This window comes from Streptomyces violaceoruber, from assembly GCF_033406955.1.
GTDB lineage: Bacteria > Actinomycetota > Actinomycetes > Streptomycetales > Streptomycetaceae > Streptomyces > Streptomyces violaceoruber.
The window spans coordinates 7823561-7839213 of record NZ_CP137734.1; the positions used below are offsets into that span (position 1 = coordinate 7823561).

Genomic DNA, 15653 nt, shown 5'->3' on the forward strand with positions numbered 1-15653 from the left:
CGTCGGACTCGCCCGCGGTCCCGGGGCGACCGGTACCGCAGGCCCCCGTACTGCGAGTGTCCCGCGGTACGGCCCGGGAAACGAGGGGGCGCACTCCGCGTCGGGGCGACGGGCTCACGCCTCGTCGTCGAGCAGCCCCAGCTCCGCCCAGATCGTCTTGCCCTCGGCCGTGTGCCGGCTGCCCCAGCGCTGGGTGAGCTGTGCCACCAGGAGCAGACCGCGCCCGCCCTCGTCCCAGGTCCTGGCCCGGCGCAGGTGCGGCGCGGTGTGGCTGGTGTCGGAGACCTCGCAGATCAGGGTGGCCGTGTCGTGGATCAGCCGGAGCCGGATCGGCGGGGAACCGTACCGGATGGCGTTGGTGACCAGCTCGCTCACGACCAGCTCGGCAGTGAAGGTGGCCTCCAGCAGGTTCCAGTCGGAGAGCTGGTCGAGGACCTGCTTGCGCACCGGGGCGACCAGCGCGGGGTCGGCGGGGATGTCCCAGGTGGCGACCTGTCCGGTCGGCAGCCCCCGGGTCCGGGCCAGCAGCAGCGCCACGTCGTCGGCGGCGCTGCCCGACGGGAGGAGTCGGTGCAGCACCCGGTCACAGGCGGTGTCCAGGGAGTCGGCGGGGGCGGCCAGCGCCTCGCGCAGCAGCGCCTGGCCGGCGTCGGTGTCCCGGTCCCGGCTCTCGACCAGTCCGTCGGTGTACAGCGCCAGCACGCTGCCCTCGCGCAGCTCCAGCTCGGCCGACTCGAAGGGCAGTCCGCCCACGCCCAGCGGTGGCCCGGAGGGCAGCTCGACCTGCTCCGGCGGACCGTCCGGCGGGACCAGGACGGGCGCCGGGTGTCCGGCCCGCGCCATGGAGCAGTGCCGCGACACCGGGTCGTACACCACGTACAGGCACGTCGCGCCGACCTCGCCGGCCCGGTCGTCGCCGGACTCCTCGGACAGCCGGACGACCAGGTCGTCCAGGTGGGTGAGCAGCTCCTCGGGCGTCAGGTCGATGTCGGCGAGGGTGCGCACGGCGGTGCGCAGCCGGCCCATCGTGGCCGAGGCCGGGATGCCGTGGCCGACGACGTCCCCGACGACCATGGCGACCCGCATCCCGGACAGGGGGATGACGTCGAACCAGTCGCCGCCGACGCCCGAGCGGGCCGCGGGAAGATAGCGCGAGGCCGCCTGCACCGCGGCGGTGGGCGGCAGCCACCGGGGGAGCAGACTGCGCTGGAGGGTCAGCGTGGCCTCACGCTCGCGGGAGTAGCGGCGGGCGTTGTCGATGCAGACGGCGGCACGGGCGCTGACCTCCTCGGCCAGCAGCACGTCGTCGTGCGTGAACGGGTCGGGACGCCGGAACCGGGTGAAGACGGCGACGCCCAGGGTGGTGCCGCGGGCCTGGAGCGGCACCGACATCGTGGAGTGGATGCCGTACTCCTTCACCCGCCGCAGCCGGGCGGGGTCCCACTGGAGCCAGCGTTCCAGGTCGCCGTAGGCCTCCGAGGCCACGATCACCTGCCCGGAGAGCAGACACTCGGCCTGGGGGGAGCCGGCCGGATAGACGTCCAGCTGCCCGGTCTCGGCCACCGCCTGCGAGCGGCCCTCGGTGATCGACCGGTGGGCGGTGCGGCGCAGACCGACCGGCGGTTCGACCAGGGGGGCGGGCTCACCGCCGTGCTCGTGCGGGTCCAGCAGGTCGACGCTGACGAAGTCGGCCAGCGGGGGGACGCACACGTCCGCCAGCTCCTCGGCCGTACGGGTGACGTCGAGGGTGGTGCCGATGCGCACGCTGGCCTCGTTGACCAGTTGCAGCCGCTCCCGGGCGCGGTGCTGCTCCGTGAGGTCGTGGACGCTCACACACACGCCGCACACCCGGCCGTCGGCGTCGGTCAGCGGCGCGATCCGGGCGTTCCACGCGTGGGCCCGGCTCTCGCCCCCCGCCTTGAGGTGGGCCTGCATGTCGTGCCGGCGGCCGGAGGCCAGCACGCGCCGCATCCGGCGCTCCAGTTCCGCGTCCTGCGGCTGGACGCTGAAGTCGGTGGCCCGCAGACCGCGCACGCGGGCGGACGGGAGCCCCAGCAGCCGCGCCATGGCGTCGTTGACCCCGCGCAGCAGGAGGCGGTCGTCGAAGATCATCATGGCGCAGGGAGACTGGGCGAGCGCGGCTCTGATCAGCGGGTCGTCCTCCGGCTCGGGACCGGGATCCAGGGGGGAGACGGCGAGCCACGTGACCGGGGCGCCGTCGGCCGCCGGTCTGCGGTGCGCGAGCACCCACGCCGACACGGTGTGTCCGTCGCGGTGGCGCAGGTCCAGGGTGCCGCTCCACTGTGCGTCGTCGCTTCCCGGAGGTGCGCCGTCCAGGTCGCCCGCGAGCAGGTCGGAGGCGGGGCGCCCCACGACCTCGGCGGCCGGGTGGCCGAGCAGCAGGCGGGCGCCCTCGTTCCACTCGACCAGGGTGCCGGAGCCGTCGACGACGGCGCGGGCCGTGGCGGCATCGTCGAACGGGTTGACCGGACTCATCGTCGCCACTCCATTGCGCACACTCACGGTGATCAGCGCGTCACCTTGTTTCCAGCCTAGTGGGTACGGGCGCCCTGCGGACCCGTACTCACCGGGCGCTCGGTGCCGGACCGCCCCAGGGGGCACCGGTCCGGTCCGGGCGACGCAGGGCAGAAAGTGCTTTCCGTGGCCTTGACGGGCGCGTATGGCCCGACGTCAGAATCTGTTTGTTCGCGATCGCTTGTGAGTACTTCTGAGTTCTGATGAGCCTCGATGAGTTCTGATGAGGGAGATCCGTCATGACGGTCACGCGCAGATCGGTTCTGATCGCCTCCACCGCCGCACCCGCGGCCGGGATGGCGCTCGCCGCCCCGTTGGCGTGGGCCGCGGACGCGACCGGCGGCTCGGCGGGCCGCAGCACCCTCGCCCTGCGGGACGGCTGGCGTTTCCGGCTGACCGACCCCGACGGGGCGGCCGAGGACGACACGGACGCCGCCGATCCCGCCCACGACGACTCGGCGTGGCGCGAGGTCGCCGTCCCGCACGACTGGAGCATCGAGCAGACGCCCACCACCGAGCACGGCACCACCAGCGGCACCGGCTTCCTGCCGGGCGGTCTCGGCTGGTACCGCCTCGCCTTCACGCTGCCGCCCGCCCTCGCCGGTAAGCGGATCTCGGTCGAGTTCGACGGCGTGTACATGGACTCCCGCGTCCACTGCAACGGCCGGGAGGTCGGCCACCACCCCTACGGCTACACCGGCTTCGCCCTCGACCTCACCGACCTGGTGCACACCGACGGCCGCACCGAGAACGTCCTCGCGGTGCGGGTGCGCAACCAACTGCCGAGCAGCCGCTGGTACTCGGGCAGCGGCATCTACCGCGAGGCCCGGCTGGTCGTCACCGAGCCGGTGCACGTACGCCGCTGGGGCACGTACGTCACCACGCCGCGGGTGAGCGGGGAGAGCGCCGTCGTCCGGGTCCGGACGTCGGTGGTGAACGCCACGGGCACCGCGCGCGAGGTCGAGATCCGGTCGGCGGTGAAGGACGCGGACGGCCGCACCGTGGCCCGCACCGCCTCCACGGTGGACGTCACCGACGCGGCGTCCGAGACCCACGAACTCACCGTCGCCCGCCCGCGGCTGTGGGACTTCGCGAGCCCGCACCGCTACACCCTGCACACCGAACTGCGCGTGGGCGGCCGGACCGTCGACACGTACCGCACCCCGTTCGGCATCCGCACCTTCCACGTCGACCCGGAGGAGGGCTTCCACCTCAACGGCAGGTACGCCAAGATCAAGGGCGTCGACCTGCACCACGACCTCGGCGCGCTCGGCGCCGCCGTCAGCGCCGACGCGGTCCGCCGCCAGATGACCCTCATGAAGTCGATGGGCGTCAACGCCTTCCGCACCTCCCACAACCCGCCCTCGCCCGAGATGATCGAGGTCTGCGAGGAGATGGGCATCATCATGCTGGTGGAGGCCTTCGACTGCTGGCGCACCGGCAAGAACCGCTACGACTACGGACGGTTCTTCGACGAGTGGTGCGAGCGGGACGCCACCGAGATGGTGCTCGCGGCCCGCAACTCGCCCGCCGTCGTCATGTGGTCCATCGGCAACGAGGTCCCCGACTCCACCGCCACCGCCGGACTCGCCATGGCCGACCGGATCATCGAGGCGATCCGCGCCGCCGACGACACCCGCCCGCTGGTCATCGGCTCCGACAAATACCGCCGGCTGCCCGCCAAGGGCTCCGCGGCCGACCTGATGCTGGCCAAGCTGGACGGGCTCGGCCTCAACTACAACACCGCCAAGTCGGTGGACGACCTGCACGCGGTCTACCCGCACCTGTTCCTCTTCGAGTCCGAGTCGTCCTCCGAGACCTCCACCCGCGGCACCTACCAGGAGCCCGAGCACCTGAACACCGGTGAGAACCACACCCCGGGCGGGCGGGCCACCTCGTCCTACGACAACAACCTCGCCTCCTGGACGATGAGCGGCGAGTACGGCCACAAGAAGGACCGGGACCGCAAGTGGTTCGCCGGGCAGTTCCTGTGGTCCGGCATCGACTACATCGGGGAGCCCACGCCGTACGACGTCTTCCCGGTGAAGGCGTCCTTCTTCGGCGCGGTCGACACGGCCGGCTTCCCGAAGGACATGTACCACCTGTTCCGCAGCCAGTGGACGGACGAGCCGATGGTCCACCTGCTGCCGACGACGTGGAACCACCGCGAGGGCGACGCCGTCGAGGTCTGGGCCTACACCAACGTCGACACCGTCGAGCTGTACCTGAACGGGAAGTCGCTGGGCACCCGGCGCTTCGACCGCAAGAAGACCGTCGACGGCCGGACCTACCTGGAGACCACCGAGGCCACCGGCGACGACAAAACCTTCACCGACGGCCCCTACCCGGGCAGCTACACCAGTCCGAACGGCAGCGCGGGCAAACTGCACCTGACCTGGACGGTGCCCTTCGAGGCAGGAGAGCTGAAGGCCGTCGCCCGGCGCGGCGGCAGGACGGTGGCCACCGACGTCCTGCGCACCGCCCAGGCGGCGCACGCCCTGCGCCTCACCCCCGACCGCGAGTCCGTCGACGCGGACGGCCGCTCCCTGGTCTTCGTGACCGCCGAGGTGGTCGACCGGCACGGCGTGGTGGTGCCGGGCGCCGAGCACCTGATCTCCTTCGACGTCGCGGGCGGCTCGCTCGCCGGACTCGACAACGGCCGCCAGGAGAGCGCCGAGCGCTACCAGGCGAGCACCCGCACCGCCTTCCACGGCAAGGCGCTGGCGATCGTCCGGTCCGGCACCCGGCCGGGCACGGTACGCGTGACGGCGCGTGCGGACGGCCTGCGCACGGGCACGGCGGCGGTGCGTGCCCGGCGCGCCCCGGACCCGGCGACCACACCGGCCCCCGAGTTCCGGCCCGAGCACCCGGCGCCGGTGGAGCACCCGCACGCGGACGCGAGCTACTCGGGCCGGACCGACTCCCTCCCCGCCGCCGTGCTCGACGGCGACCCGGCCACCGGCTGGTCCAACGGCTTCCACAAGGCGGCCACCGCCCTGCTGCCCGCCTTCGACGGGGCCCGCGCCGAGGACTGGATCTCGGTCGACCACGGACGCACGCGCACCTACGACCGGGTCGAGGTCTCCTTCACCGTGGACGACGGGCACAGCCTGCCCGCGACCCTCGCGGTGGACGTCTGGGACGGCCGTGCCTGGCGTGCGGCCACCGAGGTGCGGACCGAGTGGGCCACCGCCTCCGACGGGCCCACGGTCATCGGCTTCCGGCCGCTGCGCGGGTCCCGGATCCGTCTCACGCTGACCAGCCGTCACCCCGGCGAGGCGCGGGGAGCGGTCCGGGTCAGCCGCCTGGAGGCCCCCGCCGCCTGAGCCGCGGTACCACGCTCCGGACGGGCCCGGTCGGAAAACCGGTCCCGTCCGGACCGTTGACGGCGTGTCATGTCTGCCACAAGCATGTCCTGCGACCGCATTTGGGAGCGCTCCCATTCCCGGCGAGCGCCACCTCCCCCGAGGAGCCCGGACGTGAAAAGACGCAGAACCGCGCTCGTCTGCCTGACGGCCCTGCTGGCGGCGGCCGTCACCGCGCTGCCCGCCGCCCCGGCCGGCGCCGAGGAGACCGAGCAGGTCAGGAACGGCACCTTCGACAACGGCACGGACTCCTGGTGGACGAGCAGCAACGTCACCGCCGCCGTGACCGACGGCCGGCTGTGCGCCGACGCTCCCGGCGGCACCACCAACCGCTGGGACGCGGCCCTCGGCCAGAACGACGTCACCCTGGTCGCGGGGGAGTCGTACAAGTTCTCCTTCACCGCCACCGGTACGCCCGCCGACCACGTGGTCCGGGCGATCGTCGGCCTGTCGGTGTCCCCGTACGACACCTATTACGAGATCAGTCCGCAGCTGAGCGTCTCGGGCAACACCTACTCGTACACCTTCACCTCGCCGGTCGACACCGCCCAGGGCCAGGTCGGCTTCCAGCTCGGCGGCACGCCCGACGCCTGGCGGTTCTGCGTGGACGACGTGTCCCTGCTGGGCGGCGTGGCACCGGAGCCGTACGTGCCGGACACCGGGCCGCGGGTGCGGGTGAACCAGGTCGCCTACCTGCCGTCGGGGCCGAAGAACGCCACCCTCGTCACCGACGCGACCTCGCGCCTGCGCTGGCAGCTGAAGAACGACGCCGGACGGACCGTCGCCCACGGCTGGAGCGTGCCGCGCGGCGTCGACGCCTCCTCCGGGCAGAACGTCCACTCGATCGACTTCGGCCGTTACAGGAAGCGCGGCGAGGGCTTCACCCTGGTCGCCGACGGCGAGACCAGCCGCCCCTTCGACATCGGCACGGCCGCCTACGAGCGGCTGCGCCTGGACTCCGCGAAGTACTACTACACGCAGCGCAGCGGCACCGCCATCAGCGACGCACTCCGCCCCGGCTACGGACGCCCCGCCGGACACGTCGGCACGGCACCCAACCAGGGCGACACCGAGGTGCCCTGCCAGCCCGGTGTGTGCGACTACACCCTCGACGTCTCCGGCGGCTGGTACGACGCGGGCGACCACGGCAAGTACGTGGTCAACGGCGGCATCTCCACCTGGGAGCTGCTCAGCACCTACGAGCGTTCGCTGCACGCCCGCACCGGGGAGCCGGGCAAGCTCGGCGACGGTTCGCTCGACATCCCCGAGAGCGGCAACCGGGTGCCGGACATCCTCGACGAGGCCCGCTGGGAACTGGACTTCCTGCTGAAGATGCAGGTGCCGCAGGGGCAGCCACTGGCCGGGATGGCGCACCACAAGATCCACGACGAGCAGTGGACCGGGCTGCCGCTGCTGCCGAGCGACGACCCGCAAAAGCGCGAACTGCACCCGCCGACCACCGCGGCCACCCTCAACCTGGCCGCGACGGCCGCGCAGGCCGCCCGGCTGTACCGCCCCTACGACCGGGAGTTCGCCGCGAAGGCGCTCGACGCGGCCCGCACCGCCTGGACCGCCGCACTCGCCCACCCGGACCTGCTCGCCGACGAGAGCGACGGCATCGGCGGCGGCGCCTACCCCGACAACGAGGTCGCCGACGAGTTCTACTGGGCCGCGGCCGAGCTGTACCTGACGACGGGGGAGCGGGACTTCAAGGACCACGTGCTGAACTCCCCGGTCCACACCGCCGACATCTTCGGCCCGATCGGATTCGACTGGGCGCGCACCGCGGCCGCCGCCCGCCTCGACCTGGCGACCGTCCCCAGCCGGCTCCCCGGCCGCGACCACGTCCGCCGCTCCGTCGTCCGGGGTGCCGACCGCTACCTGGCCACGCTGAAGGCCCATCCGTACGGCATGCCCTACGCCCCCGACGGCAACGTGTACGACTGGGGCTCCAGCCACCAGATCCTGAACAACGCGGTCGTCCTCGCCACCGCCTACGACATCACCGGCGGATCCAAGTACCGTGACGGCGCCGTCCAGAGCATGGACTACATCCTGGGCCGCAACGCCCTGAACATGTCGTACGTCACCGGATACGGCGAGGTCAACGCGCACAACCAGCACAGCCGCTGGTACGCCCACCAGCTCGACCCCGCCCTGCCCGCGCCGCCCGACGGCACCCTGTCCGGCGGTCCGAACTCGAGCATCCAGGACCCCTACGCACAGAGCAAACTCCAGGGCTGCGTCGCTCAGTTCTGCTTCATCGACGACATCCAGTCCTGGTCGACCAACGAGCACACGATCAACTGGAACGCCGCGCTGGCCCGGATGGCCTCCTTCGTGGCGGACCAGGGATGACCGGCTGACCCCTGAGCACCGCGCCCGAGGGCCGTGCCGCTTCCGCGGGAGAATGCGGAAAGCCGGTGCGGCCCTCTCGGCATGCCGGGGGATCATGCATGCCGGAGATTCTGACCTTCTTTCAAAGGCGGCCGATGTTGCCCGGTCGCCTTGTTGACCATGAGTGGTTTGTGCGAGAGTGAAGCACCCGTGCGGGGGGTAAAGGCCGGGTCTCGCACGCGCTTTGACGGACCGGGTCCGATTTCGCCATGGCGAATTCACACCTCCCGCGCTCCGCCCAAGAGGTACACACCAATCCGTGGGTCCTTTTCGGCGATCGGAACTTCTGAGCCGCCTGCGCGTGGGAAGGAAACATCTCAGTGCCCACCCCCCACCCCCCTCGGCCCGCCCACCCGCCCTCCGGTGGGGATCCCGGCGAGTCCGACGAGTTGCTGGCCGCGCGGCTCCGGGACGGCCCGGAACACGAGGCCGCCCGGATCACCGCGCTGCTGATGGCCCGCCACTGGCAGCCGGCACACGACTACGCGACCATCTGCCTGGCCACCTCGGCCCAGGTCACCGCCATGGTCACCGCCGCGGCCTGGCACCGGGTGCTGGCCCGCCTCGCCGAGGGCGAGCCGGCCACCGCGCTGCGCCCCCGGCTGCTGGTGGCCGTGCGTGACACGGTCCGCCAGTGGTCCGGCGACGACGCGATATCCGGCGCGCTGCCGCAGTTGCTCAAACCCGCCGGGGGGCGGGGTATGCGGGCGGCGAAGTCCCTGACTCCGGAAAACCGCACGTTGGCGGCCCGGGCATTCGCTTCTCTTCCCGGACCGGCCCGTTGTTTGCTGTGGCACACGGAGGTCGAAGGAGAGTCCATAAGCGTCCCGGCCGGTCTGCTGGGCATGGACACCGACACCGCGTCGGCCACTCTCGAACAGGCGCGTGAGAAATTCCGCGAGGGATGTCTGCACGCCCACCGGCAGCTCGCGCCGAGCCAGGAGTGCCGCTTCCACAGCCGACTGCTCGACGTCCCGATTCGCCGGGGCGGTGCCCTGCTGCCGGACGTGCGCAAGCATCTGGCGGACTGCCGTCACTGCAAGCATGCGGCCGATCAACTCGGTCACTTCGAACGGGAGTTGGGCACGCTGATCGCCGAGGCCGTGCTCGGCTGGGGTGCCCGGCGCTATCTCGACTCCCGTCCGGCGCGCGCGACGCTGGGTGTGCTGTCCAAGGGCGCCGCCCGGCACCGCGGCTCACGCACCGGGCTGCTGGCCCGGATCCCCGTGCCCGTGCGCCGGGTGCCGGGCCGCCCGCGCTCCGGCCGGTCGGTGCTGCGGCAGCTCGGCGCCGCCTCCGCCGGGGTGCTGGCCATCGTGCTGGTGGTGAGCGTGTGGTCCTACGACGGCGGTGGCGCCGATCCGGCCGCCTCCACCAGCGCGGTCGACGGCGACGGCGAGACGTCCGCGACGAGCCGTCCCAAACCGCCCGACGCGGCCGGGATGCCCACGTCGGCGGACCGCACGCGGCTGCGCAACGTCGCCGCCGGCCTGTGCCTGGACGTCCGGGGCGAGCCGAAGGCCGGGGCCGGCGCCCGGCTGGCGGAGTGCTCCGAGGCGGGGACCCAGCAGTGGACCTACGAGGACGACGGGCTGCTGCGCAGCGTCGCCGACCCGGGACTGTGTCTGGACTCGCGGGCGGACGCCGGAGTCGTCATTCTCGGTACCTGCGCCGACGAGGGAACCGAGCGGGGCGAGGACGTGCGCTACGAGCTGACCGGCCGGGGCGAACTGGTGCCGCGCGGGCAGACACTGCTCGCGCTCGCCACCACCACCCGTGCCCAGGACGCCGACATCGTCGTCAAGGTGCACGACGGCTCCGAGGACCAGCGCTGGAGCACCGACCCGGTGCCGACGGCGGAGGGCTCCCTGTCGATCGCCCGCACCGGTGCCCCGGGAGCGCGGGCCGTGGACCTGTCCGGCGGCTGAGCAGGACGGTGCGCCTTCGGTGTGCCTTCGACGGCGCCGGCAGCGGTGCGGGGGACGGTGCCACCGTCCCTCACACCGGGTCCTCCACCAGGTCCGCGGGCCCCGGCGTGGCCGGTGAGGCGTGCCCGGACAGGGCCAGGGTGAGGTCCAGTTCGGCGAGCAGGCAGCGGATCACGTGCTCGACGCCGGGCCGGCCGTCCAGGCCGAGCCCGTAGACGTAGGGACGGCCCAGGAGCACCGCACGGGCGCCGAGCGCGAGCGCCTTGAAGACGTCGTCGCCGGTGCGGACACCGCTGTCGAACAGCACGGTCAGCCGGTCGCCGACCGCCTCCGCCACACGCGGCAGGGCGTCGGCGGCCGCGACCGAACCGGCCACCTGCCGGCCCCCGTGGTTGGAGACGACCACGCCGTCCATCCCGGCGTCGGCGGCGAGCCGGGCGTCGTCCGGGTGCAGCACGCCCTTGAGGACGATCGGACCGTCCCAGTTCTCCCGCAGGAACGCCAGATCGGGCCAGGACTTGGCCGGATCGGAGAACATGCCGACGAAATGCATCACCGCCGCGTTCGGGTCCTCGTGCACCGGCTTGGCCAGCCCGGCCCGGAAGGCCGGGTCCGAGAAGTAGTTGGCGGTGCCGACGCCGTGCAGGAACGGCAGGTACGCCTGGTCGAGGTCGCGCGGGCGCCAGGACAGCAGCGGCGTGTCCAGCGTGACGAACAGCGCCGTGTACCCGGCCGCCCGGGCCCGGTCCAGGAAGCTGCGCGCCACCTCGCGGTCCTTCGGCCAGTACAGCTGGAACCAGCGCTCGGCGTCGCCCATCGCCTCGGCGACCTCCTCCATGGGCGTGCTGGAGGCGGAGGAGAGGATGTACGGCACACCCTGGGCCGCGGCGGCCCGGGCGGCCGCGGGCTCCGCCTCCGGGTGCATGATCGACAGCACACCGACCGGCGCGAGCGCCAGCGGGGCGGGCAGGGAACGGCCCAGCACCTCGACACGCAGGTCGCGTTCGTGCACGTCCCGCAGCATGCGCGGAACGATCCGGCGCCTGGCCAGCGCCGCCCGGTTGGCTCGGGCGGTGCTGCCGTCGCCCGCGCTGCCCGCGACGTATCCGAAGGGGCCGGGCCCGAGGCGCCGCTCGGTCAGCTCCTCGAGCCGGGTCAGGTCGGTGGGCAGCCGCGGGACCGCGCCCGTCATGCCGTTCAGATAGATCTCGTACTGGAAATCCGCCCAGTGCTTCGGCATCCCCGGTCCGCCTCTCGTCGTCGAGCTCGCGCTGCCCGGCACCATACCCGCGAGTATGCCGGGGGTGGCGGTCGGGGCCGACGGACCTGTTCCGGGGGTGTTTCAGGCCTATTGGCGAAGGTGCGGATCACGCCATTCGGCCAGTTCTGTTCTCAATAATCGATCAAGAAACGCCCAGTTCCGGACTTGGAACGTTCTAATTCTGTGACTTCACGCCACTGATTCAATACGCAAGGTTACCGAAACCCGTGGGGTCGAGATGAGTTTCGGTGCGGGACTCGGCAGACTCGCGCTCGCCGCTCCGGCACCGACCGGGTCGGACCGGCACCACCCTCGAAACGAGCGGAAGGATGCACACAATGCGGAACACCGCGCGCTGGGCAGCGACTCTGGGCCTGACGGCCACCGCCGTCTGCGGGCCCCTCGCCGGGGCCTCCCTCGCCTCCCCGGCCACCGCCCCCGCGTCGCTCTACGCCCCCTCGGCCCTGGTGCTGACCGTGGGGCACGGAGAGAGCGCTGCCACCGCCGCACCCCTGCGCGCGGTCACCCTGACCTGCGCCCCGACCGCCTCCGGCACCCACCCGGCGGCCGCCGCGGCCTGTGCCGAACTGCGCGCCGCGCACGGCGACCCGAGTGCCCTGGCCGCCGAGGACTCGGTGATGTGCACCCGGGAGTACGCCCCCGTGGTCGTCACCGTCGACGGCGTCTGGCAGGGCCGGCGCCTCTCCTACGAACGCACCTTCGCCAACGAGTGCGTGAAGAACGCGGGCAGCGCGAGCGTCTTCACGTTCTGAGGGACCGGGACCGCCGGGACCGTGCGGCGTGATCGGCTGCTCGCTACTGGGGAGTGCGAGCGCCGCCGTACGGGTCCCGCGGGCCCGCACCGGGGACGGCGGACGGAGTGGGGCCGTCCGCCGTTCTCCCGGTTCAGGGGCACGGTCGGCCGTTCGCGGCCGGGCCGTCCGCGGCCCTGGCGGACCGGGCACGGTGGCTGGTGTCGCACCACGGATAGCGCCGACTGCGCCGGCACGTGCACAGCGCCACCCGGAAGCGGTCGGAGGACACCGTCGTCCCGTCCTCCAGCTCCACCTCCACCGGGCCTTCCACCAGCAGCGGCCCCCGGCGCTGGACCTTGATCCGGCGCCGGGCGTCGGACGGGCGCGCGGGCTCAGACGGGGAGTTCGGCACGGACGACCACCAGCTCTTCCTCGTAGTCCGCCAGGGACAGCAGCCCGCGCTGCCGCAGCCAGCGCTCCCGGCCGCGCACCACGGGACCGAACGCGATCCGCCGCCGCCGGGTCACCGCCGCCTTCAGCCCCGCCTCGCGCAGCAGCGCCTCGGTCCTCGCGGGGTCACTGAGCGCCGACTGCACGAGCAGCAGCACCCCGCCGGGGCGCAGCAGCCGGGGTACTTCCAGGCAGATCCGGTCCAGGACCATGCGACCGTCGTGGCCCGCGTCCCAGGCCCGCGCGGCACCACGCGGCCGGCGGCCGGTGGCGGGTGCCGGCACATACGGCGGATTGGCCAGCACCAGGTCGAACGACTCGCCGCGCACGGGTGTGAAGAGGTTGCCGTGCCGGACGCGGATCCGCAGCCCGGCCCGGGCCGCGTTGAGCCGCGCGGCGCACACCGCGCGCCACGACACGTCCACCGCGGTCACCCGGCCGCCCCGCCCGGCCGCAGCCAGGGCGAGGGCGCCCGAGCCGGTTCCCACGTCGAGCACGGCGGCGCCCGGCGGGAGCGACTCGTCGGACAGCGCCCCGGCCAGCAGGGCGGTGTCCTCCTGAGGGGCGTAGACGCCCGGTAGCACCATGAAATTCACGGATCCCACGTACCCCGGCCGTCACGGAATATGAAAAATTTCCCCGTGAACGCCGCTCGGGGCGGGAAGCGGTGTACGCAGCGACGACCGTCCCGCCCGCCAGTCGGCGAGCAGCCGGGCGCCGAGGCGCTCCTCGAGGTATCCGGTGGCGTCGATGCCGAACGCGACGTCGGCCGCGAGATGCGGTTCCTGTTCCAGCAGGCCGTCGATCACCTCGTGCCGCACGATCTGCTCGTGCACCGCGTCGGCCTCGACGTGCTCGTCGTAGAAGTGCTCGGCGGCCGGACCGGCGCCGGTGCGGCGCATCGCCTCGGCGAGTCGCCGGGAACCGGGTGACGAGGTGATCTCCACCGCCGCGAAATGCCCCACCAGCGCCCCGCGCAGCGACCGGTGCAGGCCGAACAGGGACATCATGTTCACCGTGGCCAGGCACTCGGCCGAGGCCGCGTCCAGGTGGGCCCCGTACGTGGTGTCCAGGTCCAGGTCCGTCATCAGGTCGGCGAACAGGCGGGCGTGCACCCGGTCGGCGCGCCCGCCGCCGTACTCGTCGAACTCCACCGCCGCCATCGCCGCCTTCGCGCGGCCCCACAGCCGGGGCAGCACCCAGGCGTGCGGGTCGGCCTCCTTGAGGTGGTACAGCGAGCGCTGGGCCGCGTACTCGCGCAACTGCCACAACTCGCCCTCGTCCCGCAGGAAGTGGCTGACCCCCTCGCCGTGGACGGGTTCGACGAGCAGCGCCCCGACCGCGTCCGCGACGCCGTCGTGGACCGGGGTGTCGGCCCGCAGGGCGGCCAGGAAACGCCGTTCCAGACCGGCCCGGACGCCCAGCAGGCCGGGGTCCCACTCGAGGTCGGGGCGGACACCCGCGAAACCCCGGTAGTGCAGCTCGTAGCACTGGTACAGGGCGAGCTGCAGGTCGTCGCCGTACACCGGCGCGGCGGCGACGGCCTTGGGGGAGGGCAGCGGGCCGGTGCCGAGCAGATGTGCGCCGACGGCCTCGGAGACCGGTCCCCGGGCCGTCGGCAGCTGTGGTCCTTCGCGGTCGTACTCCATGCGCCGCGAGTACCCGGCCGGCGCCGTGGCACCCCCGGCCGCGCGGAGCGGCGCGTCACTCGCCCTCGACGTCCTCCTGGGCGCCGGTGTTCGGGGAGGTGGCGTCCCCGGCCTCGCCCCGGTGCTCGCCCTCGTCGGACTCCGCGTCGCGGGGCCTGGCCTTCTCGATCTCGCGCAGAACCTCCTCGACCGCGGTCTCGGGCTGCTTGTGGTCGTGCTCGCCGTCCTGGGACACGGGGTCCTCCTTCTCGCTTCTCGTCGTACGGCTCCTGCTTGCGGTCGTTCAGTTCGACGCGGACGCCAGGCGCAGGGGCACCGGCGCCGGGGGAGCGGCCTCGTCGCTGCGGCGCACCACCTCGGCCCACCAGGCCGGCCCGTCCTCGATGTGGCGCAGCAGGACGCCCTCGCGGATCGCCCAGGGGCAGAGCGCCACCGCATCGAGACCGGTCAGCTTCATCGCGGTGTGACCCACCACGGCGCCCGCCAGGCTCTGGGCCGCGCGCGGCGCCGAGATGCCGGGCAGCCGGGCCCGCTCGGCCGCGGACAGGGCGGCCAGCCGGCCCACCGCGTCGCCCAGGTCCGAGCAGCGCATCCGCCGCTCCGTGAAGGGTCCGCACCGGCCGGGCGGGGCGCCGCACAGCCGCCCGAGCTGCTGGAAGGTCCGCGAGGTGGCCACGGCGGTCCGCGGTCCCTCCCAGCGGATCCGCGCCGCCGCGTCCCGCAGCTGGTGGCGGACCCTGCGCCGCAGCGCCTTGACCTGCTCCGGCGAGGCCGGGTCCCGGCCGCCGGCCAGGAACTCGTGGGTCAGCCGGGCCGCCCCCAGCGGCAGCGAGGCCACGAAGCCGGGCAGCCGGCCGCGCCCGAACGCGACCTCCAGCGAGCCGCCGCCTATGTCGAGCAGGGCGAGCGGACCGGACCGCCAGCCCATCCAGCGCCGGGCCGCGAGGAACGTCAGCTCCGCCTCCACCTCGCCCGGCAGGGTGCACAGCGGCACGCCGGTGCGGGCCTGGACGGTGCGCAGCACCTCACGCCGGTTCGGCGCGGCGCGCACCACCGCGGTCGCGAAGGCCAGCGGCCCCGACGCCCCCCACCGGTCCGCGGTCCTGCTCGCGTCGGCGACCGCCCCGACGAGCCGCTCCACGGCCTCCTCCGGGACCGGGTCGCCCGGCCTGACCTGCTCCGACAGCCGCAGCCGCCACTTCGCGGTGTGCACCGGCAGCGGAACGCCGCCCTCGGCGTCCGCCACCATGAGCCGGACCGTGTTCGACCCCACATCCACCACGCTGGTACGCATGAGGGCAACAGGTACCCAT

11 protein-coding genes are annotated in these 15653 nt (G+C 73.2%); 4 read left to right on the forward strand and 7 right to left on the reverse strand.

Translation table 11 applies throughout. The features are described 5' to 3' along the window. Positions 1-114 precede the first annotated feature (114 nt). Positions 115-2496 carry a SpoIIE family protein phosphatase gene (locus tag R2E43_RS35285; protein WP_332056964.1) on the reverse strand — a complete coding sequence of 794 codons (2382 nt, stop codon included), beginning with the start codon at positions 2494-2496 and terminating at the stop codon, positions 115-117. A gap of 278 nt (positions 2497-2774) precedes the next feature. Here R2E43_RS35285 and R2E43_RS35290 point away from each other — a divergent pair, with 278 nt between their 5' ends. The 3 genes from R2E43_RS35290 (at position 2775) to R2E43_RS35300 (ending at position 10225) form a co-directional block, all read left to right on the forward strand. Continuing rightward, entirely contained in the window at positions 2775-5861 is a 3087-nt protein-coding gene (locus R2E43_RS35290) for a glycoside hydrolase family 2 TIM barrel-domain containing protein (protein ID WP_265695469.1), read from the forward strand. A 153-nt stretch (positions 5862-6014) separates the two neighbouring features. Beyond that, the gene (locus R2E43_RS35295) at positions 6015-8258 is read left to right on the forward strand and encodes a cellulase (protein ID WP_319214865.1); all 2244 of its coding nucleotides are present in this window, start codon (positions 6015-6017) and stop codon (positions 8256-8258) included. A 359-nt stretch (positions 8259-8617) separates the two neighbouring features. After that, positions 8618-10225: an RICIN domain-containing protein gene (locus tag R2E43_RS35300; RefSeq protein WP_332056965.1), complete on the forward strand. Its 1608-nt coding sequence runs from the start codon at positions 8618-8620 to the stop codon at positions 10223-10225. Positions 10226-10295: 70 nt separating this feature from the next. Here R2E43_RS35300 and R2E43_RS35305 read toward each other — a convergent pair whose 3' ends face one another. Next, positions 10296-11465 (reverse strand): lactate 2-monooxygenase, encoded by a 1170-nt coding sequence (locus R2E43_RS35305; RefSeq protein ID WP_003978098.1) that lies wholly within the window; start codon positions 11463-11465, stop codon positions 10296-10298. 359 nt (positions 11466-11824) lie between these two features. Here R2E43_RS35305 and R2E43_RS35310 point away from each other — a divergent pair, with 359 nt between their 5' ends. Then, positions 11825-12259 carry a protease inhibitor gene (locus R2E43_RS35310; RefSeq protein ID WP_003978099.1) on the forward strand — a complete coding sequence of 145 codons (435 nt, stop codon included), beginning with the start codon at positions 11825-11827 and terminating at the stop codon, positions 12257-12259. A gap of 133 nt (positions 12260-12392) precedes the next feature. Here R2E43_RS35310 and R2E43_RS35315 read toward each other — a convergent pair whose 3' ends face one another. From R2E43_RS35315 to R2E43_RS35335, 5 genes are read right to left on the reverse strand one after another with little or no spacing between them, the layout of a single operon-like run. Next, positions 12393-12653, reverse strand: coding sequence for a CDGSH iron-sulfur domain-containing protein (locus tag R2E43_RS35315; protein WP_003978100.1), 261 nt, complete (start codon positions 12651-12653; stop codon positions 12393-12395). Beyond that, positions 12634-13278, reverse strand: coding sequence for a HemK2/MTQ2 family protein methyltransferase (locus R2E43_RS35320; protein ID WP_016325244.1), 645 nt, complete (start codon positions 13276-13278; stop codon positions 12634-12636). The genes R2E43_RS35315 and R2E43_RS35320 overlap by 20 nt, the downstream gene beginning before the upstream one ends. A gap of 30 nt (positions 13279-13308) precedes the next feature. Further along, positions 13309-14340 carry an iron-containing redox enzyme family protein gene (locus R2E43_RS35325; RefSeq protein ID WP_319124008.1) on the reverse strand — a complete coding sequence of 344 codons (1032 nt, stop codon included), beginning with the start codon at positions 14338-14340 and terminating at the stop codon, positions 13309-13311. A gap of 55 nt (positions 14341-14395) precedes the next feature. Continuing rightward, positions 14396-14575 (reverse strand): hypothetical protein, encoded by a 180-nt coding sequence (locus R2E43_RS35330; RefSeq protein ID WP_003978103.1) that lies wholly within the window; start codon positions 14573-14575, stop codon positions 14396-14398. 48 nt (positions 14576-14623) lie between these two features. Continuing rightward, the gene (locus R2E43_RS35335; protein ID WP_332056966.1) at positions 14624-15634 is read right to left on the reverse strand and encodes a Ppx/GppA phosphatase family protein; all 1011 of its coding nucleotides are present in this window, start codon (positions 15632-15634) and stop codon (positions 14624-14626) included. Between the last annotated feature and the right edge of the window lie 19 nt (positions 15635-15653).

Bases quoted from the DNA above. Each gene is read 5' to 3' on its own strand.
- R2E43_RS35285 (WP_332056964.1), bottom strand. From the start codon at position 2,496: ATGAGTCCGGTCAACCCGTTCGACGATGCCGCCACGGCCCGCGCCGTC.
- R2E43_RS35290 (WP_265695469.1), top strand. From the start codon at position 2,775: ATGACGGTCACGCGCAGATCGGTTCTGATCGCCTCCACCGCCGCACCC.
- R2E43_RS35320 (WP_016325244.1), bottom strand. From the start codon at position 13,278: ATGGTGCTACCGGGCGTCTACGCCCCTCAGGAGGACACCGCCCTGCTG.
- R2E43_RS35335 (WP_332056966.1), bottom strand. From the start codon at position 15,634: ATGCGTACCAGCGTGGTGGATGTGGGGTCGAACACGGTCCGGCTCATG.
- R2E43_RS35310 (WP_003978099.1), top strand. From the start codon at position 11,825: ATGCGGAACACCGCGCGCTGGGCAGCGACTCTGGGCCTGACGGCCACC.
- R2E43_RS35325 (WP_319124008.1), bottom strand. From the start codon at position 14,340: ATGGAGTACGACCGCGAAGGACCACAGCTGCCGACGGCCCGGGGACCG.
- R2E43_RS35305 (WP_003978098.1), bottom strand. From the start codon at position 11,465: ATGCCGAAGCACTGGGCGGATTTCCAGTACGAGATCTATCTGAACGGC.